This is a genomic window from Winogradskyella endarachnes (assembly GCF_009741275.1).
GTDB lineage: Bacteria > Bacteroidota > Bacteroidia > Flavobacteriales > Flavobacteriaceae > Winogradskyella > Winogradskyella endarachnes.
Window position 1 is genome coordinate 238,101 of sequence record NZ_WOWS01000003.1, and the last position, 26,841, is coordinate 264,941.

General features: G+C 34.8%; 25 protein-coding genes. 7 read left to right on the forward strand and 18 right to left on the reverse strand.

Going from position 1 to position 26,841, the window contains the following annotated elements:
- Window positions 1-125: 125 nt before the first annotated feature.
- The 7 genes from GN138_RS09405 (at window position 126) to GN138_RS09435 (ending at window position 7,018) form a co-directional block, all read left to right on the forward strand.
- Window positions 126-413, forward strand: coding sequence for a hypothetical protein (locus GN138_RS09405; RefSeq protein ID WP_157363547.1), 288 nt, complete (start codon window positions 126-128; stop codon window positions 411-413).
- A 307-nt stretch (window positions 414-720) separates the two neighbouring features.
- Window positions 721-3,123: a TraG family conjugative transposon ATPase gene (locus GN138_RS09410; RefSeq protein ID WP_157363548.1), complete on the forward strand. Its 2,403-nt coding sequence runs from the start codon at window positions 721-723 to the stop codon at window positions 3,121-3,123.
- Between the two features lie 4 nt (window positions 3,124-3,127).
- A complete protein-coding gene (locus GN138_RS09415; protein ID WP_157363549.1) occupies window positions 3,128-3,715 on the forward strand; it encodes a conjugal transfer protein in 588 nt (195 codons plus the stop codon).
- A gap of 2 nt (window positions 3,716-3,717) precedes the next feature.
- Complete coding sequence (locus GN138_RS09420) at window positions 3,718-4,560, forward strand: hypothetical protein (RefSeq protein ID WP_140591969.1); 843 nt, start codon at window positions 3,718-3,720, stop codon at window positions 4,558-4,560.
- A 20-nt stretch (window positions 4,561-4,580) separates the two neighbouring features.
- The gene (locus GN138_RS09425; RefSeq protein WP_157363550.1) at window positions 4,581-5,195 is read left to right on the forward strand and encodes a conjugal transfer protein TraK; all 615 of its coding nucleotides are present in this window, start codon (window positions 4,581-4,583) and stop codon (window positions 5,193-5,195) included.
- A gap of 30 nt (window positions 5,196-5,225) precedes the next feature.
- The gene (traM, locus tag GN138_RS09430) at window positions 5,226-6,155 is read left to right on the forward strand and encodes a conjugative transposon protein TraM (RefSeq protein ID WP_157363551.1); all 930 of its coding nucleotides are present in this window, start codon (window positions 5,226-5,228) and stop codon (window positions 6,153-6,155) included.
- 32 nt (window positions 6,156-6,187) lie between these two features.
- Window positions 6,188-7,018 (forward strand): DUF4138 domain-containing protein, encoded by an 831-nt coding sequence (locus GN138_RS09435; protein WP_157363552.1) that lies wholly within the window; start codon window positions 6,188-6,190, stop codon window positions 7,016-7,018.
- A 373-nt stretch (window positions 7,019-7,391) separates the two neighbouring features.
- Here the strand turns inward: GN138_RS09435 and GN138_RS09440 are convergent, their stop codons facing one another.
- The 18 genes from GN138_RS09440 to GN138_RS09530 all read right to left on the reverse strand — a co-directional run bounded on the left by GN138_RS09440 (window position 7,392) and on the right by GN138_RS09530 (window position 26,436).
- Window positions 7,392-8,441, reverse strand: a complete 1,050-nt coding sequence (locus tag GN138_RS09440) for a hypothetical protein (RefSeq protein WP_157363553.1) — start codon at window positions 8,439-8,441, stop codon at window positions 7,392-7,394.
- A gap of 61 nt (window positions 8,442-8,502) precedes the next feature.
- Complete coding sequence (locus tag GN138_RS09445; protein ID WP_157363554.1) at window positions 8,503-9,123, reverse strand: hypothetical protein; 621 nt, start codon at window positions 9,121-9,123, stop codon at window positions 8,503-8,505.
- A gap of 3 nt (window positions 9,124-9,126) precedes the next feature.
- Window positions 9,127-12,276, reverse strand: a complete 3,150-nt coding sequence (locus tag GN138_RS09450; protein WP_157363555.1) for an HsdM family class I SAM-dependent methyltransferase — start codon at window positions 12,274-12,276, stop codon at window positions 9,127-9,129.
- Window positions 12,277-12,509: 233 nt separating this feature from the next.
- Window positions 12,510-14,096 (reverse strand): type IV secretory system conjugative DNA transfer family protein, encoded by a 1,587-nt coding sequence (locus GN138_RS09455; protein WP_157363556.1) that lies wholly within the window; start codon window positions 14,094-14,096, stop codon window positions 12,510-12,512.
- 5 nt (window positions 14,097-14,101) lie between these two features.
- Window positions 14,102-15,133 carry a MobB family relaxase gene (mobB, locus tag GN138_RS09460; protein ID WP_157363557.1) on the reverse strand — a complete coding sequence of 344 codons (1,032 nt, stop codon included), beginning with the start codon at window positions 15,131-15,133 and terminating at the stop codon, window positions 14,102-14,104.
- 11 nt (window positions 15,134-15,144) lie between these two features.
- Complete coding sequence (locus GN138_RS09465; RefSeq protein WP_157363558.1) at window positions 15,145-15,525, reverse strand: BfmA/BtgA family mobilization protein; 381 nt, start codon at window positions 15,523-15,525, stop codon at window positions 15,145-15,147.
- A 639-nt stretch (window positions 15,526-16,164) separates the two neighbouring features.
- Window positions 16,165-16,614: a JAB domain-containing protein gene (locus tag GN138_RS09470; protein ID WP_157363559.1), complete on the reverse strand. Its 450-nt coding sequence runs from the start codon at window positions 16,612-16,614 to the stop codon at window positions 16,165-16,167.
- Between the two features lie 79 nt (window positions 16,615-16,693).
- Window positions 16,694-17,038, reverse strand: a complete 345-nt coding sequence (locus tag GN138_RS09475) for a single-stranded DNA-binding protein (RefSeq protein ID WP_157363560.1) — start codon at window positions 17,036-17,038, stop codon at window positions 16,694-16,696.
- Window positions 17,039-17,767: 729 nt separating this feature from the next.
- Window positions 17,768-17,935: a hypothetical protein gene (locus GN138_RS09480; protein ID WP_157363561.1), complete on the reverse strand. Its 168-nt coding sequence runs from the start codon at window positions 17,933-17,935 to the stop codon at window positions 17,768-17,770.
- 69 nt (window positions 17,936-18,004) lie between these two features.
- Window positions 18,005-18,313 carry a hypothetical protein gene (locus tag GN138_RS09485; protein ID WP_157363562.1) on the reverse strand — a complete coding sequence of 103 codons (309 nt, stop codon included), beginning with the start codon at window positions 18,311-18,313 and terminating at the stop codon, window positions 18,005-18,007.
- Window positions 18,314-18,378: 65 nt separating this feature from the next.
- Complete coding sequence (locus GN138_RS09490; RefSeq protein WP_157363563.1) at window positions 18,379-19,215, reverse strand: DUF932 domain-containing protein; 837 nt, start codon at window positions 19,213-19,215, stop codon at window positions 18,379-18,381.
- 17 nt (window positions 19,216-19,232) lie between these two features.
- Complete coding sequence (locus GN138_RS09495; RefSeq protein ID WP_157363564.1) at window positions 19,233-19,394, reverse strand: hypothetical protein; 162 nt, start codon at window positions 19,392-19,394, stop codon at window positions 19,233-19,235.
- A gap of 1,175 nt (window positions 19,395-20,569) precedes the next feature.
- On the reverse strand, window positions 20,570-21,061 hold the full coding sequence (locus GN138_RS09505; RefSeq protein ID WP_157363565.1) for a DUF2938 domain-containing protein: 492 nt from the start codon (window positions 21,059-21,061) through the stop codon (window positions 20,570-20,572).
- Between the two features lie 2 nt (window positions 21,062-21,063).
- Window positions 21,064-21,930 carry an alpha/beta fold hydrolase gene (locus tag GN138_RS09510; protein WP_157363566.1) on the reverse strand — a complete coding sequence of 289 codons (867 nt, stop codon included), beginning with the start codon at window positions 21,928-21,930 and terminating at the stop codon, window positions 21,064-21,066.
- Between the two features lie 87 nt (window positions 21,931-22,017).
- Window positions 22,018-22,593 carry a Crp/Fnr family transcriptional regulator gene (locus GN138_RS09515; protein WP_197429336.1) on the reverse strand — a complete coding sequence of 192 codons (576 nt, stop codon included), beginning with the start codon at window positions 22,591-22,593 and terminating at the stop codon, window positions 22,018-22,020.
- A gap of 6 nt (window positions 22,594-22,599) precedes the next feature.
- Window positions 22,600-23,601, reverse strand: a complete 1,002-nt coding sequence (locus GN138_RS09520) for a hypothetical protein (protein WP_197429337.1) — start codon at window positions 23,599-23,601, stop codon at window positions 22,600-22,602.
- A 4-nt stretch (window positions 23,602-23,605) separates the two neighbouring features.
- The gene (locus GN138_RS09525) at window positions 23,606-24,907 is read right to left on the reverse strand and encodes a YHYH protein (protein ID WP_157363567.1); all 1,302 of its coding nucleotides are present in this window, start codon (window positions 24,905-24,907) and stop codon (window positions 23,606-23,608) included.
- A gap of 71 nt (window positions 24,908-24,978) precedes the next feature.
- Window positions 24,979-26,436: an Lcl domain-containing protein gene (locus tag GN138_RS09530; protein ID WP_157363568.1), complete on the reverse strand. Its 1,458-nt coding sequence runs from the start codon at window positions 26,434-26,436 to the stop codon at window positions 24,979-24,981.
- Window positions 26,437-26,841 lie beyond the last annotated feature (405 nt).

A 26,841-nucleotide genomic window follows, 5' to 3' on the forward strand; every position in this document is an offset into this window, starting at 1 on the left:
ACAATTAAATTCAATTGATTTCAAATAATATTTTATTCATAAATATTTGATTTTCAGTTATTTAAGTACAAATATATGTAAATTTCAGAAAGGGAAAATGAACAAAAAATCTAAACAGTTTTATTATGAAAAAATCAGTCTACTTAGCAACTTTTTTATCGTTGCTCTCAACATCACTTTTTGCTCAAATTGGGGGAATTGAAGATTCCGTTAATGATGTGGGCGATACCATACGTACCATATTCCCAATTTTACTTGGTGTCATCTTTCTAGTTGGATTCCTATTTAATGCGGGACATTTCTTTGGGGAAAACGCAGACCTAAAAAAAGGTATAACTAGAGTGCTTGTGTTTGTTTTGATTGCTGGCGCAGTAGTCGGCATCTTTACATATTTAATAGGCATCGTAGTATAAATGAACCCTCATCGAGGGCTTTATTATAAAAGCTGTATGAAGAAATTCGAAGTCTATAAAAACATTAGAAAAAGGGCGGTCATTTTTGGGCTGCCTATTTCCCTGTTCGCCCTAATGATGGTTTCCATTTTAGCTTCGCTGCTCATTATCATCTTTTCTTTCAGCTTCGGGATAATAATTGGCGTTCTCGTTTTTAATGCTGCCTTATATGTAGCCCTCACGAGAATAACACATAACCCACAATTATTTCAAATGGCTAAAGCCTTTCCAAGAATAATAAGTAACAAAAGAAATTCTGGATTCGATTATGAACAAGATTAATCTTTCGGCATATCAACCTATTGCGGATATTCAAGACAATATCATATTTGCCAATAATGGCAACGTTGTCCTATGCTATGAAGGAACATTGCCAGAAATTTATGCCCTATCCGAAAAGGATTTTGAAGATATACACGGTGCTTGGTTTCAGGCTTTGAAATCATTGCCAATTGGTACAGTAGTACAAAAACAGGATATCTACCTTAAAAAAACATATTCTTCAGAAGAACTTCCAAATACAACGTTTTTAGAAAAGGCGACACACGACCATTTCAAGGGTCGTAATTATATGGAACATCGTTGCTTTTTATTCTTTACGCTCACTAAGAACAAGGCTCTAAATAATTCAAAATATGTCAATCCTTTTCGTAAAGTTTCGAAAGGGATTGTTCAACAATTAGATGACAACGTTAAGAGCTTCATTGGCTCGGTTAGTGATTCGGTTTCCTTTATAAACAATAGCCGAAAAATGACCTTTGTCCCGCTTAAAGCGAAAGAAATACAACAATTAACCAATGGCTATTTCAACGGATTCAACGAAGGCTTTGATACGGATATCATATTAGATAAAAAAAGCGTCAATATAGGCGAAAACCATTTTGATGCCCTGGCTATCAATAGCGAACTGTGCTTTGGCGAAAGTGTACAGAGTAGCAAGACCAATGAGAAATTCACTTCTGACGATTTTGTGTTTCATCAAGGGTTTATTGATGGCTTAGGGCTTACGCTGAACGAAAACCACATCGTTAATCAAATCTTGTATTTGGATGACAAACAAAAGTGGCGCAAGCTGCTAGATAAGAAAGTTGAAGAACTTAATAAAAGTTCCAACTTCGGTTCACAGAACAAAGTGATACTTGGCAAAATTCAGCACATACTGGACCAAATTAATGCTGATGATAATGCTCGCATAATTCGAGGTCATTTAAGCATTGTCTATTGGGACAAGAACCCAGAAAATTTGAGTCGAATCGGTTCAAAAATCAAAACCGAGTTTAAGGAACTGGACATTATACCATATTACCCACGAGGCGAAGAACGCAAAAACTACATACTAAATAGTTACTGTTGTTTTTCTTCCAACTTTTCGAATAATGATTTATATGTAACGGATTTAAAACACGCCCTTTGTTTGTTCATTAATAACACCAACTATAATTCAGATGCTACCGGAATCATCTTCAATGACAGGGAACACAATGTTCCGGTTCTAAAAGATGTTTGGGACGAGCGTAAGAAACGAATCAAAGCACGAAACTTTGCCATTTTTGCCCCAACGGGCGAGGGTAAATCCTTTTTAGCCAATAACATTTTACGCCAGTATTTTGAAAGCGGTGTTCGATTGGTCATTATCGACCTTGGTGGTTCCTATACCAAGTTTGCCAAACTCTATCCTGAGAAATACACCGTGCTTCGGTATGAAAGTGGCAAAAATCTCGGTATCAATCCATTTTATATAAGTGATGTAAACGACCTCACACCTGAACGTTTGGAAGACTTATCAGTATTCTTGTTTGAATTGTTCGCTTCAGATTTAAAAGTGACCAAGGCACAATCAGTTTCGGTTAAAAAGATACTGTGCCACTATTATAATAACACTTCAGAAAATCATTCGCTGGATGGTTTTTACAATTTTATAGAGCGGAATCAGAAAGACCTTCTGAACACCCTAAAAATCCATCCCGACTATTTCAATGTTACGAGCTTTTTGCACGTAATGTCCGAATATGTCGGCGATGGTCTATATAGCTTCCTCTTTGAAGTAAGCGAAGACCTGACCTATAAAATCGAAGACAAACGATTGATTGTTTTTGAACTGGATGAAGTAAAGGATAACAAGGAAATCCTATCCGTAATGCTGAAGCTGATAAAATCGGCTATCCAAAGAACAATTTGGAAGAATCGTGCTGAAAAAGGCATCATCCTTTTCGATGAGTTTGCAAAGCAACTGAAGTTTGACAATGTATTGGAAAGTGTAGAATTCTACTACCAAGCTATCCGTAAACAAAATGGTGCGATTGGGATTATTCTTCAATCCATAAACCAGCTTCCCAATAACTCAACATCAGCTAGCATATTAGAGAATACGCAGGTCATTTACAGCCTTAACAACGAAAAAGGCTATGACGAATTGGTCAAAAGGCTCAACCTCTCAAGTCATGACTTGAACCAATTAAAGTCCATCAAAAATAATCTTTCCGGACCACGAAAGTACACCGAAATGTTTATCAAGATTGGGAAGGAAAGCAACATCTTTCGGCTTGAAGTTCCTAAAGAAGTCTATGCAGCTTATTTAACCGATGGCCAGGAAAATGAGGAAATAATGAAGCTCTACAATGAGCATCACGATATGGAAAAAGCAATAATTCAATTCACATGTAAAACATAATATTATGAAGACAAAAATCAAAACAATCTTGTTAGGGCTATTCTTAATGGTTGGCCTTTTATTGCCTAACGGTGCTACCGCTCAGGGGATGCCAGTTTATGACAATACCAACTTTATCAGTTTGGTAAAATCGCTTGTGGAATCGGCAAAACAGACCTCTCAACTTATCCAGTCCGTAAAGTTCTTGAAAGATGCGAAAGAGGCAATTGAGAAAGTGTCAAGTGTTGTGCAACAACTTAGGGCAGTTGAAGAAATAGCAGCTAACAATCAACGCCTTATCAATGTAATGCAAAACGATTTGCGGGATATTTTAAACTCGCCTTACATCAAACCAGAGGAAGTTACACGAGTTGCGGAATCATTTGATGCGATTGTTCAAAACTCTTTGGACACGGTTGAATTTATGGGCGAAATTTTATCTAGTGATAATCTAAAAATGTCCGATGCTGAACGTGCTGAAGTTTTAAAGCAGAAAGAAAAAGAATCTAAGGAAATGGTTTCAAATATTCAAACAAGAACGAAACGCTACAAGGATATTATATCCTTCAGAAAAATGCAGGACAAAATTAATAATAGAGAAACAGATTACTAATAATGACCGCAGCCATACTTTTAGGGATTGGACTGGAATACATTGATGCAGTATTTCAAACCATACAGAACAGTAGCTTTTCGCAATATACTATTGCAGGAATGAAAACGCTTGCTGTATTGTTCTTTCTGGTCAATATCCTAAAAAAATATAATGAAGGTATTGCGGATAAGGATGGTTATACTTGGGGATTAAGTCCGGGGGAATTGACCAAGAATTTTGCCATTGTACTTCTGGTTATATTTTCAACGCAGGTTTTAGGCTTTTTTGATGGCATCTTGGTTTCCATAGAAGCGCAATATCGTGGTACAGCACCAGCTTTATTGCCATTACAGATGCAGGATATTCCTATAGAAGAAGAAATAAATTTTTTAGAGGCCGCTCAAGCGGCAATGGCCTTATTATATGAAGCTCTTGTCACACCACTTTACGGATTCAAAATATTTGCATTTATCATTAGCCTTATCCTTTGGATTTTGGATTTGTTCATCTACCCGTTGTTTCTTGCTGAACGCTACTTTTTATTGGGTATAATGCAAGCCTTTTTCCCGCTGGTTATAAGTCTAGCAGTTTTTGAAAAATTCCGTTCGCTTGCTTACACATTTTTCAAGTTATATGCCGCGGTTTATATGTTGGTGCCTGCATTCTTTCTGGTTAATGTATTTGTAAACGCCCTCTATACTGAAATCAATACGAATTTCTGGACAAACCTTTTTGGGACAGATGTCGGCCAGGGCTTTTTTGCACCTGTGGTTCAGCTAGGGTCAGTTTGTTTCATTGTTTTTCTAAAGTTCAAATTATATAAACGCGCCACTTCGTTTACCCTCAGATTATTTACTGCCTAGGGCAGATTAAACATATAAATATGAAAACACCATATAAGAACATATACAACGTCTTAAAGTTGAACAGATTTATCGTGTTGGCAGTTGTCATTTTTGCGATGCTATCGAGCACCTTTTCACTTTGGATGGCTTTTAAGACGAATAAAGAAGCACTTAATAGTGCCTTTGCCATTAATACCGATGGCAGTATTATTCCGCTGAAGCTTGTTACCCAAAAAGAAAATTTCAAAGTAGAGGCATTGGCGCATTTGGACCTGTTCCACAACTACTTCTATAATATCGATGCCAGTAACTACGAACGGAATCTTGAAAAGGCGCTTTGGTTAGGCAATAGTTCTGTGGACAACTTGTATCGTCAGAAAAAAGCCGATGGTGTCTATAATCGATTGCTGCAATACTCACTTGTTCAAAAAGTACTAAGTATTGATTCACAAATCGAAGAACAAAACGGAACATACGTCTTTAGAACGATTACAGTATTTGAAATCAATAGAGGTTCAATAATTGACACCTACGAACTCGTTTCTAGTGGAAATTTAATTCCAGTTGATAGAAACTTTCCAAACAACCCACACGGCTTGTTGATTACGAACTATTTCGAGAACACCTTAAAAAAGATAAACGATGAAAGTTGAGCCGATAATCGGCATTTAAAAACCACAATTATGAAATTAGAAAAAAACAAAATAGTATTTGCTGCGGTATTGGCTGTGATTTTCATATTTCTCATTTCCTATTCAATGATGGTTATGGGCGATGACGAAAGTGAGAACGAAAACCTTGAACAGACCTTGGTTCCGGACTTGGATGAAAACCAAAAAGAATACGATTCCAAGCTTGATGCTATCAATGACCTAAAGGAAGTGCGCGAGAATAACGCACCCAGCATCTACGATGAAAAACTTTTGGATTCCACAGGTCTTTACAATCCGGATTTGCCGGAACTTGAAAAAGAACGCATTGTGGATAGTATATACAATGCAGGTAAAATTCAATACTCTGACAAGAAATACAGAAACTTAGGGCAAAAGAAAGTTGTGAAAAAGAGCGCACAACAAATCGATTCAGCCGAAATAAAACGAGAACAAAAAATTCAAGCCAAAGAATTAGGATTAGAACATCAATTATTCTTTGCTGCTTCGCCAAAACCAAATGAAGTTTCAATTATTGGTAATACAGATGAAATGATATATGTGGTTGTCGATGGCGACCAGGTTGTTAAAGCAAACACTAGATTGCGGATGCGTCTTACCAAATCAGCTACTATTAATGGTAAGTTGATGCCAAAGAATACACCAGTTTTTGGTTTTATAAGCTTTCAGCCAAATCGTGCTTTAATCGAAATTGAGAACATAAAGCATCATCCTACCAAGCTAAAGGCATTCGATTTGCTCGATGGTAGCGAAGGTATCTATGTAGAAAACAATTTTAGGGCTGAAGCTACCACAGAAGTTTTGGATGATGTTATTGGTGATATCAATATTCCGACTGTTCCGCAAGTAGGTGGAATTACACAGGTATTTAGACGTCGTAATCGAAGCGTTAAAGTAACTGTGCTCAACAACTACAAATTAATTCTAAAACCAAAATTATGAGGCCCATAATGGGCATTTAAAAACGCACTCTTATGAAAAAGTATATTATAATTTCAGCCCTCATTATTTCCGCTTTCGTGAAAGCACAAATAAACGTAACATTAGATACCATTTATGCAAACGATACTAAAAACGTTGCGCTATTTTTTCCAGAACCCATAAGACAAGGCATAACCGGTTCGGATAATTTTGTCTTTAGTTATAATCGTGAAAAAGAACAATATTTTGGATTACTTCAGGCAAAGCCCGGAAAGGAAAGTAATCTGCTGGTAGTCAATAGAAATGGTGCAATTTTTTCGTATATTGTAAGATACAAAAAGCAGCTGTCAAAGCTCAATTATTTTATCCCATTATCAAATAGTATTGGTAATGAGAAGCCAATCGTACCCGATTCGATTCAGGTTGTAACTTCTGAAAAAAATATAGATAACAGAACCTACTATTATCAAAAATTCTGCACCTATCTTCTTAACAGAAACCAACGTATCGGTCGGATTAAGAAGCGCACGCAGGGCATCGTCTTGACCGTTGAGAATATTGTTTTTGATAAAGAAGAACTCTATTTTGTAATCCAGATTGAGAATAATTCTACGTTGGATTACGATTTGAATTTCTTGAACCTTTCCATCGAGACTCGACAAAAAGGGAAAAGGAAATCCTTACAGAGTTTATATCAAGAACCTATTTACAAGCACCATTTGCCGTCAAAAATTGCAGAAGGTAAAATGGTAAGGTTGGTTTATGTAATGTCTAAATTCTCGTTGTCCAATGACCGTAGGGCAATTTTAGAATTGAACGAGAAAGATGGTGAACGCAATATAAAACTGAACATATCACACAGATATATCAATAACCCAAATTAATAATATTATGAAAAGATTAGTCATTTGCTCACTCGTACTTTTATTCATTTCTTGCTCTGAAACCAAGAATATGTTGCCATAAGAAACCGTAAAAACTGTTGTAAAGAGTTTTTATGCCAAGGATAATAATACTTAAAAAAAACATACAACTTCTGACGGTTATGATAGTTTAATGATGATTCAGGGTTTAGTGCCAGACGTTGATAATGATGCAAAGGTTACAATATCAGATGAAGTTATTGAGACCGATACTGCGTGGGTCAAATACAGTTCTAATTATGATAATAAGCCTGGTATCTTCAAACTCATCAAAGAAGGTGGTAAATGGAAAGTGACCAGCAAAGGACCGAGAGAGAAAGGGCCTTTTTAATGGTTAATCTTTTAGTTCAACACTAACATAATCAAAATAGATTTTCAATTTTTTCTTTACGAAATTCAAATAATCAATTTCATCTTGGTTAGGCGGGTACTGTCCTGCAATGAACAATAATTTTGTTCTATCGTCATCGTCCTTTTGCACATATGATATAATTTGACCTAAACCCTCTCTAATGCAATCAGAGGCAAAGGCCGATGACTTTACTTCATAGAAATGAATTTCATTTTCTAATTTAACTTTTATGTCAACATAATTTTCCTCAAGTATAACGTTGTTCTTACCGTATTTTTGTTCCAGCTGCTTCTGTAGTATTTCTTGAATTTTGTTGTGTTTTTGTTCTGCAATGTAACTGGTGCTTCCCCTTCTTTTCTGTTTAGATGAACTTCGCAATTTAGTTCCCTTTCTGTTGGTTTTTCTCTTTTTTCCGGTGTTTGTCGTTTTTCCGATATCACGACCAAATTTCTCATACAGAAAATCAGTAAATTGATATATTGATAAATGAGATGGTTTATTGGCAATAATCAAATTCTGAATTTCAGAAGTTTTAGTTTTTCTAGTAACATTTAACCCATAATGTTCAGCAATTTTATGAAGTACGGCTTTCTTAAAAATTGGAATCAATCTTTCGTTTGAATATAGATAGGCTATTTTCCATTTTACAAAAAGAGTTAGATGTAAATCATCAATTTTTTCAAAGTCTCCCTTTTCGGAATATTCAATAATCTTTAAGATTTCAGCTTTTACGTTTTCAAATGCTTCTTTTCTATTCTCTCCATAGTAACGTTGCCAGGAATAAAGATTGTCGTTTATTAAGTTTTTTGGGTTTGCATTTGGGTCACTTCGTTTATAAATTCCAAACTTACTAGAGTTTATACCCTTAATACTTCCCAGAGCTCTAGTTTTGGTTTCCAACCATTGGCAGAATGTATCTTTATTTCCAACCGAAACATACTGTTCTATGTTCATAGATTTGATAGTCTCGATGCCCCACTTCTCAAGAAATTCGTTGAGTATTTCCCTTGATAATTCAGTATTATTTTCCAAATGAAATTATGGTATTAGTTAAAGTCTTTTCGGAAAGTAAAAACACCTCTTTTATAAACCTTTAGGCACTATTTAAAGAAGTGAAATCAAACATAAAGTGTTTTATTACCATATTGTCAGGGTGCTCTGATTCATAATAGTCCTTGTGCAGATGATTCTTCTCTTTTTCTAAAAATTCAGGCTCTCTTTTATCCTTCTTCAGAAGTTTATTTATTCCATAAACAGACTTGTGTAATTTACCTTCAACAACGTAACCTAGTAGACAACCATTATCGTATTTGCCAGATAAAAAATTATTGATTCCGGTATCTATATATCGCCGTTTTAATGTTGAACTTTTCTCTTTCAAGTTCTTTGCTTCCATATGATACACATATTCAAGTTTTGAGTTTATAACTGCAAAACTAAGGTCAATTCTGGGTAGCTTAGCAGCAAAGCCTTTTTCCTTCTTTTTGTCTTCTTTAGGAAGATGTTTCTCTACATTAGAATGAATGTTCCATTCAAGTCTAAGAGGATTATTATTAATATGTTGATGAAGCTCTGAGGTGATGTCATTTTCATCCCAGTTGAGCTTGATGACCTTAGTTTCCATAGCTGAAACATAAGACTCTGTTATTAACTGAAAGCATCTATTTTCAAAGCTTTCGCGAAAGCTATTTCCTATATCCTTATAAAGCCCCATATATCAAATGTCGTTCAGTATTTCAAGAATCAATTCTGAGGCATCTTCAATCGCCATCGACTGTGTCCAGAATCTTCTCTGATTGGGACGAATAATAAAAATATCATTACCTGTCTTATAATTCAACTTTTTTCTGAAATAGATATTTGTAGCTTTCTCAGACCATAAATGTTTATCTATACGTTGTAATTCTTGTGTAACGTCCTCTGAAGATTTTAGCAATTCATCATTGTCTTTACCGAAAGTGATTTTTGTCAACATCAATGGTGAAAATCTATTGACCGAGAATATAGTTGCATTAGCAAACAAATTTTGACCTTTTACAAATTCATTAAGATTTTCGCATATTTTATTCGCATAATCAGTAATGTCTTCAACAGGATATAGAGCTTTTGATTTTGCTTTTGAATGAAATAAATCTAAGCTGTAATCCAAGGAATCATTTAGTAGATTAATTTCATCAGCGTTCAACCCAAAGCTTTTGCTTACTATCTTTTCTATAGTTTCACTAAATACAGCTATCAGTTCATTTCTTTTTGTTTCCTCTCCCCAAAAACTTAGTGATTTAATTTTATTGATGAATTCATTATTCAATTTAGAAATTTGAGATATTTCAGACTCATTTAGATTAATTGGGATTGAAAGGTATTCGTTCTTCATTATTTGTTCCCTTTCAATTCCATATGAGGAAATCGTCATAAATAAGAAGTAGCTGCTTAATCTTGAGTTGAAATACGAGTTCAATACTCTAAGAATAGAGTCATCATTTTCGTTTGAATAAAATCCATAAACGCCATCTCGAAAAGAACACTTGTTCTCGATTAGTGAAGAACAGATGTTGTTTTTCTCAAGACCTTTTTTCACAATAATGTGAGAGTTTACAAATGCTTTTAAATCTCCTAAACGCCTATAATGTTCTAAGTTGTCAATTTTTTCAATGTCCGAAACATTGTAAAAGTTCTTGTAAAAAGCTTTTGATTTTGGTGTCTTTATAGATTCTCTTACATTCTTTAGCCTCTCACTTTTGGTATAAAACCTAGTAATAGCATCAGCATCTAAGTATGGTAATTCGGCTAATAACTCCGATGTTTTTGGTTCATCTTTTTTTTGAGTTAACAATTGAAAACCAACACCAGATTTTATATTGTGTTCATTATTAAAACTTTCTATTGTATGGAACTTTTTCTGATTTAATTTTTCAATTAAATGAAAATCCATCATTCCGCCCCACATAGCAATTTTCCAAATTTTAGTATCAGTCTTTTGGCATTCCTCGCGCGGCAAAAACTTTAAATCCGAGCTATCTATACTTACACCTTCAATAACATTAGACTTTATGTAAGTTTTAGGCGCATAGTATATAATAGTTTTTGATTTTTTCTTAGGCTCGTTCTTTCTAAAAAATACTATGCTTATAGGACCTGTTGCTGAACCAAATAATTGACCGCCAAAATTTTTAGGGGCTTTCCGCAAAATTGAGAAGTTATAAATCTTCTCCACATAGCAGTCGTTGAAAAGCCATCTTCTAAAATTCTGATATGTTATTTTGGTATTTGTTAGCACTTTTGTATTGAAAATCAATGCTATTTCCCCGTTTTCACAAAAGGTCGTTGCTTTATGCAAAAATGGTAGAACCATTTCTTTAGCGAACCCATATTTATCGCTATAATCTCGAATAGATTGAGATAGGTTCTTAGTGCCAAAAGGCGGATTCCCCACCACCAAATCAAAATCAATTTGTTCTACTTCGGGATTTTGCTGAATAGTATCACTTCGGAATAGATTATTACCTTGTTCAACTAGAGTATCATCCAAAGGGTCATTTATCAAATATGGTAAGCGATAATCTTTGTTTTGCCAAATTGTCTTAGGGTTCAAGTTGTCAACTAAAGCCAGATAGAGACTAAATGCTGCTACTTTGATGGATTGGGGGTGTATCTCTATACCAAATATATTATCCGTGAGCAGCTCCTTTAATTTATTAAAGTCGGTAAGCTTTTCCCGATTGGCATTTTCGTGACGTTTTACCAAACGTTTAAAACTTTCAACCAAAAAAATCCCCGAACCACACGTTGGGTCTAACACCTTAACATTAAATTTTTTTTCTGTCCTAGTGATTGCTAATTTCTCATTCAATATGAGTTCAACTAGGGAAGGTGGTGTGTAATAAGTACCAGTATCTTGCTTTAAAGTAGGATTTATTTCAGCTAAGAAATTCTCATAGATTTCACTTAACAATTCTATTTGAATAATGCTAAAATCGAAAAGGCGTAAATCTTCAAAGAGATTCTGTTGAATTGAATTGTTATTACCGATGATAAAACACTTTTTGACAATCTGTAAGTGCTCTCTAGAAATTGATTCATTCTTATCTACTGTAAAAACGTTGCCATTGAAGTATTCTTCTAATTTTTGAAAAAGAGAATACGTTTTATCAGCATCGTCCAAAATGTCAAAATAAGACTTAGCCCCTATTTTTATTTTAGAATAAAATTTTTCATCAGTTGCACCCCTGTCCTCTAAGTACAAAAGAAATAGAGAACGCATTATTATTTTATGGATAAGGTTAATTTCTAAGCCTTCTTCCTGTAATTGCTTCGCAGTATGGGTAAGACTCTCTACAAGGTATTTATCGACCCTTCGTTGAAGACTTATTTTTTTCCTTATCTCATAGGCTTCTTTCAATGTCCATATAATACCTGTATCGATGGCAATGGTAGAAAAAAGGTTTTGAAGCTGTTTGAGTTTGGTTTTATCCTTGAACTTGTAAGAAGCTATTTCGAGTGTTTTAAGCTCCTTCTTATAGTCAAAATCATCTGATTTGATTATAAGAGGTTTCTCGGCACAATTGTAAATACGGATTTCAGTTTCCGAATAAACGTAAAGAAAAATTACCTTTTTGAAGTTCCAGATTTTTTTTTGAGCCTTTGCAACTTGATGAAGAGCCCTGTCATCAAATTTTTCAACCTTTTTTAAAAAAACCGCAGGATAACTATTATGATTTTCGTCGGTACTGAAATAAATTTCATCAATACCGAAATCTTTTACTTGATTGATTACAAATAACTGACTTTCAGTAATTTGACTAGATTCCGAAGTAACAGAGACGGCCTTATCCAAGCCTAAATTTTCTATTATATCAAAATCAATCATATCGAAAGTTGTCCAAAATATCTGATAGCTAGTTACGTACTAAATTAATTCCAAAGGTACAAATGATTTTGCGATTTTGATAATCGAAGTTTTACTATTATTTGGAATATTTCCAAATTTATGGATACGATAGTTTAATGTGCTACCGTTTTAATATTAAAATCAATTCCTTTAAAAATAAGTTCTATTGCACCACCTATTACACTACCTACTACGCCACCTACAATATTATCTCAATGACCATTGAATATCGACCTCGCCTCATCATAAACCCGCTCAAAATTCTCTTCTAAATCTGCCTGAGTAAACTGCTTCAATTCCTTAGGCAACTCTCTTTGAATATTAGCCAGTTTAAACTGAACTTTCTTGTCCTTTCCATCTGCATAGGTTATAAACTCGCCCTGTTTTAACCTAAAGAAAACATCAGCACGAATCTTAGGGATTTCCTTTTCTCCAGTCGTAATTCGTGTATCAAAATCGAGATTATGTCCACGACTTATACTTTTTGTTGGGTCTTTAATAATTTCAAAAAAGCGTTCGTAATATTTGGCGGTGTCTGGGTCGTTAACTTTACCAAAAAATTGATAGGACAGATTGCTTAAAATTGCTTTGCTTGCCTTATCGCCATACATCATATCATTCTGAATTTTGTCTTGCATCACATAAATTGTTGCAATATCATAACTACGTAATGTCGCAGGAATGCGATGCATATTCAATAATCGAATTGTTGGCGCTTCTTCCATCAATAAAAATGAAGGTTTAGAATTCCGCACGCTCATTTGCTTGGTAATGGTATGAATAATAGTAGCAATTACGGGCGAAAAGGATGTTTCATATTTTGGATTGTTTACCACAGAAATAATCGCAGGGTTTTCTTCACTATTTATATTCAGCTGAACTTCATCTGCGGATAATGTCATAAAAATGCGTTGTGTGCTAATTCGTTTAAGCGCATTTGCCAAAGTGCTTTTTACACCAGCTGTCTGTCTATCTGAATCCTTACCACTAATAAAAGCATCTGCCATTGCTCTGGATGTAGTATTGGTTTCCAAAAACTGTATAAGGCTATCGGTGTCCAATAGTTGATAAATTGCTATCAAATGTGGTAAAGTACAGTATTTAGGATAGTCGGTTTTCAGTTTCCAAATCAAACCACCTATTAAACCTTCAGCTGCATCATTGAAGAATTTTGTAGTTCCTGTTGTTCCCGATTCTCGTTGTTCCAAAAGGTTTTCAATTAGCACCCTTGAAACCTCATTTACGCTTTCCTCGTTCTCTAAATAGTGAGGTGCAATAGGATTAACTCTATGAATGATTTTATCAAAGGAAATGACTTTAAAAGGGATATCACTATTCTTAAACAATGGATATGCCATTTCAGTCAGTTCAAAATCTTTGTAATCGTGGATTATGCCACAAAAGTTCTCTTTCCGGAAATGGTTAAGAAACCCATAAACTACACTTTCGGTTTTTCCGCTTCCAGCGGATCCGATGACGGATGCGCCACGCTTTATATTATCCAGTTTGAAGTTTCCTTTATTCGTAGAAAAACTAACTTGGTATTTCGTATTTCCATTTTGTACGTTTTCAGTTTTATGTAGAAAAACATACAGTCCTGTATTAATTAGCATTAGAGGACACACTAAATACAATAATATCAACACTAATTCATTCTCTACAGAAATATAGAAAACGAGAAATGAAAGCAAAGTGATATTTAATAAAAACGCATATTTACTCACTCGAAATAACGCATAGAAAACAGTACTGGTTATACCAATAATTGAAAGTATCGTTATAATATTATCCATCTGCATAGGCTTTAGATTCCGATGGAACTTGATTTTATAGCCACTTCCGCACCACGTCTTAATCTCTTGAAAACACGAAGTGTAATCTGCGCCTGAGTAACAGGAATACTTGGAACGATTGGCAATCCCGTTTTCGTCATCATTTTGAAAGCCAATGCTTTTTCGTTAGCTGGTAATTTTATTAAGGCTGCAAAATAAAGCTTGGGGTTTTTCACAAAATCCTTTCGTGCTTTGTAGGTCTCTGCAAAGTTGCGTTTATAGCCAAAAGTCTTGTCAAACGTCTTTTCTGCTTTCTCAAAAAAATTATCTCTATCAAAACCACGCTTTACGTTCTTTCCGTGCATTTCAACTTCCGAAGCTTTGTGTTTACTTCCTGGGGAAAGACTGATTGAATTGGAAGCATCTTTTCTGCTCACGATGATATGAATATGACTTTGGTTTCCATCTTTTTGCATTCCCTGGACTATCCGTTTTCCATTTTGTTGATGTGGTGCTTGACGTTCCAGTTTGGTTATTTCTCTTTTCATTTTTTTGATGTTCCCTTCTGCTCTTCCTTCTTGAACATTTCGGATATCCGTTTTGAGTTGTAATATTTTTGTAGCAAAAGGTTGGTTCTCTTTTATCTGAAAATCGGTTCCTTTATAGGTACGTTGGTGTTCGATTTTTGCGAAGTATTTAATGTCGTCTATCGTAATAGGTCGCCCATTAATTTCCCGATTGAAGCTGGCAACATAATCCTTCATCAGCTCACGTGTGTAGTTCTTTAAATCTTGACTATTGTTCTGAAGTTTGCGTAATTCATATTTTGAAGGACTAACCGTAATTGAATAAAACTTGGGTTCTTTCTTTTTTAATTTTGCGGTGTTTCCATCAATCTCTTTTACAACTTCTTCAGCAGAAATCTCATCGCCATATTGATTAAAAAAGTGTTCAATATCTCGCTGTTCTAAACCTTCATTTTCTTTTTCTAAATAGCCAACAAAATTAGCTGAACTTTGACTATAATTAGTACCTAATTTTTGAGGTGTGATGGTGATGTACATAGCTCAAAAATTTAGAGTTGGTTACTTGAATTTTGCTTTTCGCGAAAGCGTACTTCTTTCTTTTCTTCGGCATATTTCTTTTCCACAATCAGCGGTTTTTTTGTGGGTTCTTCTGTTTCAAACAGCGATTGAATCATTGCTACCGTAGGTTTAGTTTGTGTCTTTTCTACATCTCGCATTATAGCGATAACCGCATTAATTCTTTTTAAGAGTTTGGCTTCGATTGTGCGTCCCGTTGGACCTAATTTTTCTTTTGGGGAAATCTCGTTATAGAAGAAAAAATCGAGCATCGTGGACATTGCCTCGGTGTGCGATTTGAAGTATGTTCGTGAGAATGTTTGGAAACGTTTTGCAGTTTCTTTTTTAAATCTAATTCCAGTAAATGAGTCCATATTTCGACGAATTGTCGCAAAACCTTCCCTAAAAATGGGCGTTCTCAGCCCGTTTGTCGCAAATCGTTGATTGCTAGGAAATTAAAATATATTCAAATCGCTGGTAATCAGCTATTTGAAAACGAAAAGGAATCCGAAACATCGCGAAGCGTGTTACCCTCTTGCTATTCCTTTTCGTCACGCGCAAGCGTGACAAAAATCCATACAATGCGGTTAAAAAACCGATTGCCATTTTAGGAAAATAATTTTCCGATATGTTATTTTTCGATGTATAAGGGTATCGGCGAAAGTCAAAAATTGGATAACCTTACTTTTAATTTGTACGCTGAATTTCAGCATTGTAAAGATACATTTTTTTCTTGAAGTGAATGTGAATTGCATACAAAAACACCCCTAACATTAGAGGTGCTTAAAAATTAACTTTAGGGAATTAGATGTTGAAAACGAAGTTATATGTGTATAGATTTTTAATCATTTCCTCGTCTATCAACTTGTCGAAATCCGCCCCAGTTTCGTCAACATATTTTTGAATAGATTCCCCAAAAAGATGTATGACGTGTTCCCTAGAAACCTGAAAAAGTTCCTCTTGTTTTTCCTCGCTCAAATCTTGAAATTTAATGTAAATCATAGCTTTCAGTTTTACAAAAGTCCATTATCAGAAAAACTGTAATAGTCCCCATCAGGTGCAAATATCAAATGGTCAAGAATGGTAATATCAAAAATCCTAGATGCTTTTTTAATCTTATTCGTTAACCTTTTATCCGCATCACTTGGTTGTAATTTTCCACTTGGATGATTGTGCACCAAAATGATAGCTACGGATAAAGATTTCAAAATTACTGCAAACAATATACTTAGGTCTATTAATGTGCTTGTTATTCCGCCCCGAGAAAGTTGGTACACACCTTTTACCTTATTGCTGTTATTCAATAAGACGACTTTAAACGTTTCTTGAATTCCAATAGTATCTTTATTCCAGTCTTCAAAAAGCAGTTCTGCTGCATCTTGCGAACTACCAATTTTTTGCCATTTAGACGATTTCAAACCCCCTTTGTAGCTAATCTTTATTTCGTTAACTTGTGTTTTCATTGTTTATAGTATTTAAAATGTGAATAATGAAAAAAGAGGGCGCATCTTTCGACGGTTACGCCCTCTTTCATTTTTAGGTTTACTTATCGTCTTTACTTCCAAGTAAAAGGATTTCATCGGCTACAACTTCCGTAACATAGCGTTGTTCGTTATCATCAGTTGTGTAGCTTCGAGTTTTGAGTTTTCCCGATATCCCAACCTCTTTTCCTTTGGCAACATACTTCTCTACAATTTCAGCAGTCTTGCCCCAAGCAACAATTGTATGCCAATTCGTATCTGTTTGTTTTTCGCCCTTGCTGTCCTTGTAATACTCATTTGTGGCTAATGAAAAACGGGCTACTTTCTTTCCGCTTTCAAGGTTTGTAATGGTTGGTTCTTGTCCAACGTTTCCAATTAACTGTACGTGATTTTTAATAGTACTCATAATAAAATATTTAAGTGATTTATATTTCCCCTATTGATTTAAAACAGATTAAATTTTAAGGGGTGTTTGTTCTTTTCTTTCGTGCACCGCACAATGGATAGAGTGGGTTTTGTCAAGACTTTTAGGGAATAAATCAGGTGTGTTTGCGACGTAGTAATCACGCCATAGGCGGATTCAAGGAAGTAGAAGCCTTATTTTTCAATAAAACTTGTATAGTCTTGATAAGTTCCATAAGGGCATTAGCAATTCTTTTAAACGCAGTTGCGTTTGAGCGTACCGATAGTTAAGCGAGATAAGCAGCTGTGGTTAAATTAGAATTGGTTATGTCGTGCCTGTTTTTCGCTGTACCGAAAAACAACAAAGGCTTTATCCATTATCAACCCCTTAAAATGTGTAAGACAGCGGTTCGGTTTTTAAGGATTTTCGAGTGAGGACTTAAGAAGACAGCGCCGAAAATCCTGTAAAGAAAACTGAAGTGATGGCTTTCCGATGAGAAAGCGGACTTAATTCACAATTTTGGCTAGGAAATGTAGTGTTCCTTCCCAGAGCATCGGGAAGGGTTAACGGAATGGAAAGCTAAAATAGGGGATTGTGTCCAAGATTTGTGTAATGAAGCTCTTTTCCCGGAATGTAGCTTTTTGCGAAATGCAGGGGAATGTGCTGAGTGGGTAATAAAACTTGCTTTTAATTAAAATTGAATATTACTTTTACGAATAGTACAGCTCGCCTTCAAAAAAGTTCTTTCTGGTTTTCAGGTAGTATCTTTACCTCTGATTTTTCAGCACTTTTCAATTTGTCTTTTAGTGCCTTTCTTCTTTTGTCATAAATCCATCTTCTCAAATTATTCAAAAGTCCCATTTCATATTCTGAAAGCACTTTAGGTGCTATTTCTTTCATTGCATCTAACTGGTCCGTATTCTTAAACTGACCTGCATATTGAAGACCCAACCAAGTATAAATGTTTACCTATTCCGTGGGCATTGGTGCTTCATACGTTCTAGGCATCATATATGCTAAGGCCTCAGTTAGTGAAGCCATTTCTTCTTGTTGAATTGAACACAATAGTCTTGATAATTTTATGTTTTTAAGTATGTCTTTAGGTATTATATCTTGCCAGGCGGATTTATATAAAATGATTGGGCTGGTAAGACAATCCATAAAATTGAAGACGAAATCGTTATCACGCTTTTTATTAGGCTTCAATATCTTTTCTTTTGCTTGTATAGGTTCACACTCAAAACCGAAGTCGAGTTGTACTGTTTTTATAGTATTCATAATGTTTAGATTTTAGATGAAAAAAATCCAGTTTAGATAGGTACTGGATAAACCGTTAAATATCCCTAAGCCATATCATAGACTTCATCGAAAAGTTTTTTATCCAACCGTTCTTGTTGACCAAAACTCTTTTTCAATGTATTGTGCAATACTGAATTGAAGGCATTGTAGCCTAACCATAGATTCGGTTCTTCATTGAGTAACAAGGCTTCATAGTTCAAAATCTCAATGACCTCACGAGACTTTTTTGAAGGGTCACTATTCTTATCGCTACACTCGTATCTAAACAGCTTAGTTTTATCGAGAACGGTCTTTACGAACTCTTGTGTATCGATGATTTTAAATTCCTTCATCTTATCGAATTTCTTGGTAATGGTGTAAAACTCATTATCCAGAAACTTTTCAAACATGTTATTCAACTTAGGCATAATTAGATGTGTATTGTTTTTACTGTGCTTTATTGAAAACTCGATTTCTGCTTGTGAAACGTGCAGACCGTTAGAACATACCTTTCGGTAAAACCCAAAGTGGCCAGAGGTCTTTTCGCTACCATCATAAGAGTTTTTAAACCGAAGCATTGGCAGTATCAAGTCATTGTTGTTATTAACAGTAAACTGGCTTTTATCATCGATGATAAAGTCGGTTATGAACGACCTATCATTTTTATTGATGGTGCGTTTGTGAAATTTCAACTGCGCATCAGTGAGCATATCTTCAGCTTTCTTGAAGAACAGTTGGTTTGGAATGTGTCCGTAGCTGTTCGAGACCACATTAACGATTTTGCCATTTGAGATAATGGCATTTTCAAGCCCTCGTCTGGGTTCTATCTTTGTCAGACTTTTTAAGGATTTCATTTCTGCTGGAATGAAGATTTCATCCTGTTGCAGATTTTGTAAATACATAGCTTTTGAATTTTAGATTAAACATTTTGTAATAACACCACATAATAGATTGGATGCTTTTCTCTGTAATAAGCCAAGTGGCTTTCCGCACTTTCAATGGTGTAATTTTCTTTACTCGATTGATAATGCATTTCAGCCTCTTGTGGCGAAATTTTAGGTTTTTCCGATACTTGTTTCATAATGATGCATTTTGATTAAACAATATTTTGAGCAGTTCCCAAACGGAAGCTAAAACCTCAGCTCAAAAGGAAACGGAATAAATGAGAAGAGGGATGAGCGCAATGGCTTTATGCCGTAGTCTTTTGATGGGTGTATTTTACGAGTTTATCTTTGCGCTAACTATTGATTGATAACCTCTTCCTTGCAAATACATTCTTTTAGGCACTATCATAAAAAAGAAAAAGGGCAGCATGAATGCTACCCTTCTTCAAACTACTAAGGCTAATCGCTGAGTTCTTAAATTTTACTTTCAAGAACTGTGATATGTTCTTTCAAACGTGCTTCAGGCTTGTCTCGTTTATCGGCATGTTCATTCTTAATGCGGCAATCTTGGATTTGTAATATCCCTGCATCGTATTGTAGAATGAAATGTTGGTCAGGTTATTAACGTGATTGCTTTCGTCAAAATGCACTTGCTATGTAAGCATATAGCGTATCAGTTTGTTGAAGATTTCTTTTTTGAACTGCTTTTTGAAATTCTCGACCATTTCAACTTTGGTCATCTTGGGCGTGTCGCCCAAGAACTTTGAGAAATACTTTTGTTGGCTCATATAGGCCACGTTATTTTCAAAAAGCGATATCGAGTACTCCACCATTTCATCTGTTGAAAGTGTCTTTTTAATATTAATGTATTCAGTCTCACGAATCATTTGAACTACTTCCTCGAACTGTTTGTTGTTTTCAATGTGCTTTTTTGCGTATTTCCCTTTCGTTGATTTTCACGATTTGCTCTTTGCGCGTACAATAGGCCATTTTGCTATTGGCCAGTAGTTTGAGTATTTTGAATTCATCGTTTCGGATTTCTCAATGACCTTAACGAACATTTCTTTGTGTTGGTAAGTGTTTTGATGAAATACGATACCGTTTGCAAATCCATTTTCTTGAACTGAAAAATATATTTTTGGTTCTTCTTCATAATCTTGTAGAGCTTCCGTTAATATTCTTCTTAATTAATCATCAAAAAGTCCGTAGTATGTTCTAAGGGCAGATGCTATGCATAAGTTAAAGATTAGTGTTTACATTAAAATAGTAAATAAAGCCGAAATGAAAACCCCTGGAGATTTTCAAAAATAAGCGAGAACTAGCTATTAATTATATAAGGTGTTGGCGGTAGTTCTTATTATTCTAGGTTGTTTCATAATATTTTCACTATTTGACATAGTGCATAAGCACTTACAAATAAACCAATTCCAAATACAACGTGGGTTATAAAGCTCATAATTCTTGCTTTGCTAGGATTTGGTAATTTTGAACCAGCAATACCAAAACCAAAAGCGGGTTGCATTATAAAAAAGGGACCTAGAATAGCAATTATTCCAATAAATAAGGCGGGTAAAACTGTTGGGTTTTCTAACCATTTTATTCCAAAACATAAAACTAATATAAAAGAAAAGGTAATGCCAATGAGATAATGGGTAATCCAACCTAATGGTTTTTCAAAAGTAATAACAGGTGATTCTGTTATTTTAGAATGATAAAAATTACCTTTAAAAAAATTCCCAATCCACCGACCTAAAAATCTATAATCAAGTGTTTTTATATTGAATAAATTCAATACTAAAGCATACAAATCCATAAAAATAGTTGCTCCAATACCTACCAAAATTGTTTGTAAAATTATGTTCATTTTTAATTATAATTTTTTTTGGAAAAATAAAACTCAATTAATACCTTATTAAACCCATCTGGGTTATGTTTCCAAGGAATATGCCCACACTTTCTGATAATATGAACTTTCGCAGAAGGAAATCTTTCTAAAAGTTTATTTCTGCTATTGCCATAAATATCATTGTCACCATAAGTAATTAGTATGGGATAATTAGTATTATTAAATACAGGCAAAGCTTTATAGTTTTTAATTTCTTTAGTAGTTTTGTTAACTGATTTTGCATAAATTTTTTTCAAAAAGTCTTTTTCAATTTTTACTTCGAAATAGTCTTTATGATAGTTTTTAAGTACTTGATTAAAAAGTTTCTGATAGGCTTTATCGCTCCCTAACATTCCAAGCAGCGAATTCCACCCCATTTGTAGCCATTCTATTTTAGAAGTACTTTTTTGATTGAAACGCATTACTTCTTTTTCTGTTTTTTGCCACGTTTTATTTGTACCAGAACTTGGACTGCATAGAAATAAACTTTTGATTTTTTCAGGCCTTTCTTCTGCATAAATCTGAGCATATAAACCACCCCACGAATGTCCGAATAGATGAAATTTATCTATCTCTAAATACTGACTAATAGCATCAATATCAGAAATATAATTTTCCATTTTATAGGTGCATTCCTCACATTTCGATTGCCCAACACCTCGTTGCTCAAAGGTTATGATGTGATAATTTTTTTTAAGAAATTCAACTACTTCTATCATATCATCAGGAACTCCTGGTCCTCCGTGAAGTAGAATCAGTGTTTCTAAAATATCATTTGAATAAATCTTTAAATGTAGCGTGGCGTTTCCGTTTTCTATAAAAACCGTCTTTTGCTCTGATATACTCATAAAATTAGAATTTAATCGTCAAATATTATATATGAAACAAAAATAGTTTCGAATTAACTATTTTCTATTAACAAATGATAAAATAGGTCAATGAAATATATCTTTACGAAGCCTACTTAATGAAACATTTGTAATTCCTAAATAAGAGGCAATATCAGAATGTGAAATTTGGTTTTCTAAAAGCGAATATTTTTTACGAAACGCTACTAACCTTTCCTTTGCAGTCAGAGAAGCAAGACCGATTTCTTTTTCAACTTTTAAGATAAGTTCCTTTTGTAGTACGGTATTTCCAAAATAACGGATTTCAACATTTTCAATCATTAACTCCTTAAATACCTCAGCGTTCATAGAAGCCATTTCAATCGTTGTTAATGCCTTAAAATTTAGATTAGAAATGTTATTTGAAGTTCTGATTGAATGTGGTGAGATAATGCTGTTATTAGTAAAAAAAGATATGTTTATTTCCTTACCATCAGGACTTGTTAAGTAGCTTTTACAAACACCATTTAGAACAAAATATTCCTTTTCATTATGCATGTCTTTCTGGATAAAAATATCTCCTTTGTTAAACGTTTCATAGTTCAATAAAGAACTAATTTTTCGAAATGAATTTTGAGATATTTGAAAAATATTATCTATTATTTTCTTTACTTGATTGTTCACTAGTTTTTATTCAACATTATATCTCACAATAACTTCATTATCTAGAATTACGTTTGTTGACCAAATAAACTCGGCATTATCAAATACATCTAAATATGTTGTGTAAGCAATTTTATTATCCATTCCTAATTCTGATGAAGTATAAACGGTTGCACTAGGCCAATTGGAATCATCAAAACCTGTGGAATTCCAGTTAGTAGGCACTTCCCAATGTAATCCATGAAAATTGCTACCATCAGTTGCATCTGCTGTAGAACAGTTTGTTGTGCTGCGCGCGGTCCCATTTTCAGTTGGACAACTTAAATCTTGGATGGGTGCTGTGTAAAAAGTTTGGGCTTTCCAATCGCTACCAGTTGAAGCAATAATATTTTCATTTTCGTCCATAAAAACAGCAATCATACCACCATCTCCTGGGTGATAAGGTGTGGCTTGGTTTTCTGACCCCAACCCTAAATTTTCTTCCCAATCCACAAGTTTCATTGCGATGGTAAATGGCGTGTTGACTCTAAATTTTACAATATGAGAATTAAATTCAGTAAATGGTACAGCATCTTTTCCCACGGGTATTCCATTTACATACAATTCAAAATAGTTATCGGCAAACAAATAAGCGGTAATTACTTCGCCAGATGCGTCAACCTCTATAATGTCATTTTCATCAAAAGCCGCTAGTGCCGCTGATGCACTTGCATATTGCGTTCCGTAAGGGTTATTCAAATCGGGTGCAAATGGGAACGAGTCATCGGTATAATTTACATCGGCAGGCACTGTCCAAACAGTATTGTCGCTTGCTGTAATGGTGCCCATTGCCGCAACCCGCTGTCCTTGAGGAAAGAGATTGGCTGCAGTTGTGGTTCCAAAGCCTTGGGTAACCGAAGCCGTTCCATCGTATTCTGAAGTTGAAGGTTCGTCTGTATCAGAATTGCTATTATTATCGTTATTGCTGCAATGTGTTAGAGACAAAGCAAATAGCATTGCAACAAGGATTTTGAATGGTATCATTTTCATATTATTATCGTTGATAAGTTTGAGTCGTCGTTCCGTTAGGATTCACAAATTCGTAGGTGTACAATCCGTTATCATCCCAACTGTAATTAATCACATAGTTTTGATTGTTTAATGTGTACGTAAGTTGATAGGCATTTATTCCGGTGGATGTAAAATCGGTAATTTCAGCACCTTGAAGCGGTTCTAATGCTGGCCGAACGCCTTGGGTCATTGCTTGAGGAATTACTTGGTTTTCTGGTGCTGATGTGTTGGGGTCTAAAGTAACTTTGCCTCGCATGCCAGCAATTAAATAAGGATATTCATTAATAGAATAGTATTCATAACCACCATCTTCATTGAATCTACCCAAGTATTCGTCTAAAGTTTGGGTGGTTTCGCCATAAACAGGAAATCCGTCCACAGCATAAGCAATAGGCTTGTCATTTCCAACGATGCTTTGCAAATGTGTAGGTGGCAAATGGTAGTGATAATCATCGGCTCGCCCACAATGTCCACCCCATTGATCCAATTCCCCAATTGCATTGGCATCCTCTCCACGGTTGTTGAGTGGATTAAAAATAGGAATACCGTTTGCCGCAATGGCAATGGCGCCTTTTAAAAGATTAGTTTGAGTAGACAATGGGTTATCAGAAAGTACAGGTTGAATCGGGATTGCCCAGCTATTATTTCCTGTATAATTATGGTCAATGGGTACTTGTTGCTGCCAGTTGGTAATGCCAACCATCATACTATGGTCTGGAATTCCATTAGATGAAACATAAAAGTAAGTATCGTCAAAAGACGTGCCAATTTCTGGAAATGTTCCAAAAATAGATTCTATAAAAGAAACATCGTTGGAAGGAACTACTTGTAATGGCTCGTTAGAATCGGAAGAATCATCATTTTTGCAGGCTACAGCCACCAAAAATATACAACCCAAAGCACCATATAACAGATGAATAGGTTTCTTTTGTTTGACATAAAACAACAGAGAAACAGCTAATAATAAAACGCCTGCACCACTCAACACCCAATTGAACAAGGAATGACTGTGCGTATTTGAGTAATGACCGTGAAACTGTGTAATCTTGTTATATTTAGACAAAACAATTTCTTGTTGTGCTGGCGCAAGTTCTTCTAACTTATAAGATATTAATTGGTGGTTTTTGTCTAGAAAAAATACTTTGTCATTTTCATAGTTTAATAATTCTGCCTGCACCGATTTACCGTTAATGGTCCAAGTTTTACTATTGCCGTGACCACCCTCGTGAGCAATTAGTGTTAACTGTATGAAAAACAAAAATGTAAGTGTTAAAATCTGTTTCATTTCTCCTATTTTTTATTTAGACGCTTTTTTTATAAAAATCCTGTGGTCAATATTTCATTTTTTCAAAATTTTTAATCAACAACAATTTTTTTTACATATTTATTACCAGAAGTTGATAGCTTTAAGAAATAAGTACCTTTAGAATAGTCTGAAACGTTGATAATTATTTTTGATTCACTGATATTAGTTATTTTCTTAATTCTTCTACCCTGAATATTAAAGATTTCAATAGCCAATAAATTAATGTTTTCTGGTAAGTCAATCGTGATTTCCGAAGAAGAAGGGTTAGGGTAAATTTTAAGACTGTTATCAAAATTTTGTTCGTTTACTGATAATGAAACATCTGTGCTTCGGACAGCACGAACAAAATTGTAGACATACCTCACGTCCCCTTGAGGACCAAAGTAATCTGGAAAATCAGATTGATTTCCTGATTTCGGGTCGTTGCGCTGGGCTCCTGCTCCGTGAACATCCAAAAGCTGATAATTACCAGACAATGACGGCAATTCCATGAGTCCTTGTGCTTTTCCGAAACAGAAATAAACAGCATCTGAGTAAGGTTCAGGTCCATCTTGAAGAGGTGAACTACTCCAATAGTAACCATATTGACCGGTATTTCCATTTGGGTCACTTATAGATGTACAGGAAAAAAGAGGGTCAATAGCCGGTGATGCAGTTGTAGTTGGGCTTCTAGTATAATCTACAATACTCTGTAATTCTTTAGCATTTGGCAAGCGCCAATCACTGTGTCCAGCAAGGGTAAGATTTTCGCAATATGATAGAGCGTTTTCCCAATCACGAGTATTTCCGTCATCAGCTTGCTGCCACATTAATCCAGTTGCGTTATCGGTAATAGTTCCATCTCCATTATCGACAAAATTATTTATGCCATAGGATGTATTTCCCCTTACAAGTCTAAAATACATTGTGTTTGCATCTCCAGTTGATGGGTCATATTTCGGGTATCCTTTTAATCTTCCATCAACAAAATTGTATCCAAAAACAGCTTCGTCACTTGCCATTGTTAAACCAACGTACTGTGTACTTGACCAAGTTTGTGCGTCAATTTCACGCTCTCCAATACTTTCATCTCCAATGGGTTGATTGAAGTAATTAGTATCAATAAATTTAATTACAGCATCATCTCCAAAACATCTTCCTGTAAAATATGCCAATGAGTATAATTCTTTTATAGTGGGAACTCTCCAGTCGTTATAGCCTCCCAAAGTTGAATTTGAAGCTTTTATAAATGCTGCATCGTATGTAATTTTCGTTCCCATATCTTGTTCCCACATTAGCCCTGTTATATTATCCGTTATTGTGCCATCCCCATTGTTAGTATAAGATGGCTGGTTGCCGTTATAATGGGCGTCTTGACCATAAAAGCTTTGACCAATTGTAGGTGCAGCAATAATCGAGTTATTGTCATAAAAATCACTTACATCTGTGTCTACAATAGGATAGGTTACTTGTGAATAAGTGAAGAAAAAGTTAGTTGATGCAATTATTAATAATAATATCTTTTTCATTGTTTTTGTTTTTGATGGACGTATGTTATAATATAAGACTAGAGAAAATAGAAATGGTTTAATTACCGCCAGCGGGAGTTTGCGTAGCAACTTCATTTGGATTAAAATTAAGGAACCATTTAAGATTTAGGGCTTAGAAATGGTAATTTTCTTAGTTGCCTTAAGGGAGGATAATGAATTTTAAATAAAAGAAAGTCTCTTATATAGGTTAATATTCCGTCAAATAGAGTGGGTGCATTGGGAGTCATGGCCTTTTAGCTTTTTTTCAAAATCTTTGGGTCAAGAATGTGCATAATCCTGGTCAGATTTTATCATATCATGATTAGGTTTACTTCTGAAAGAGCGTTTTACTTTCCCTTCATCAAAGTATGGGTAAATCACAAATTGCCTTTTTAATGTTCCGAG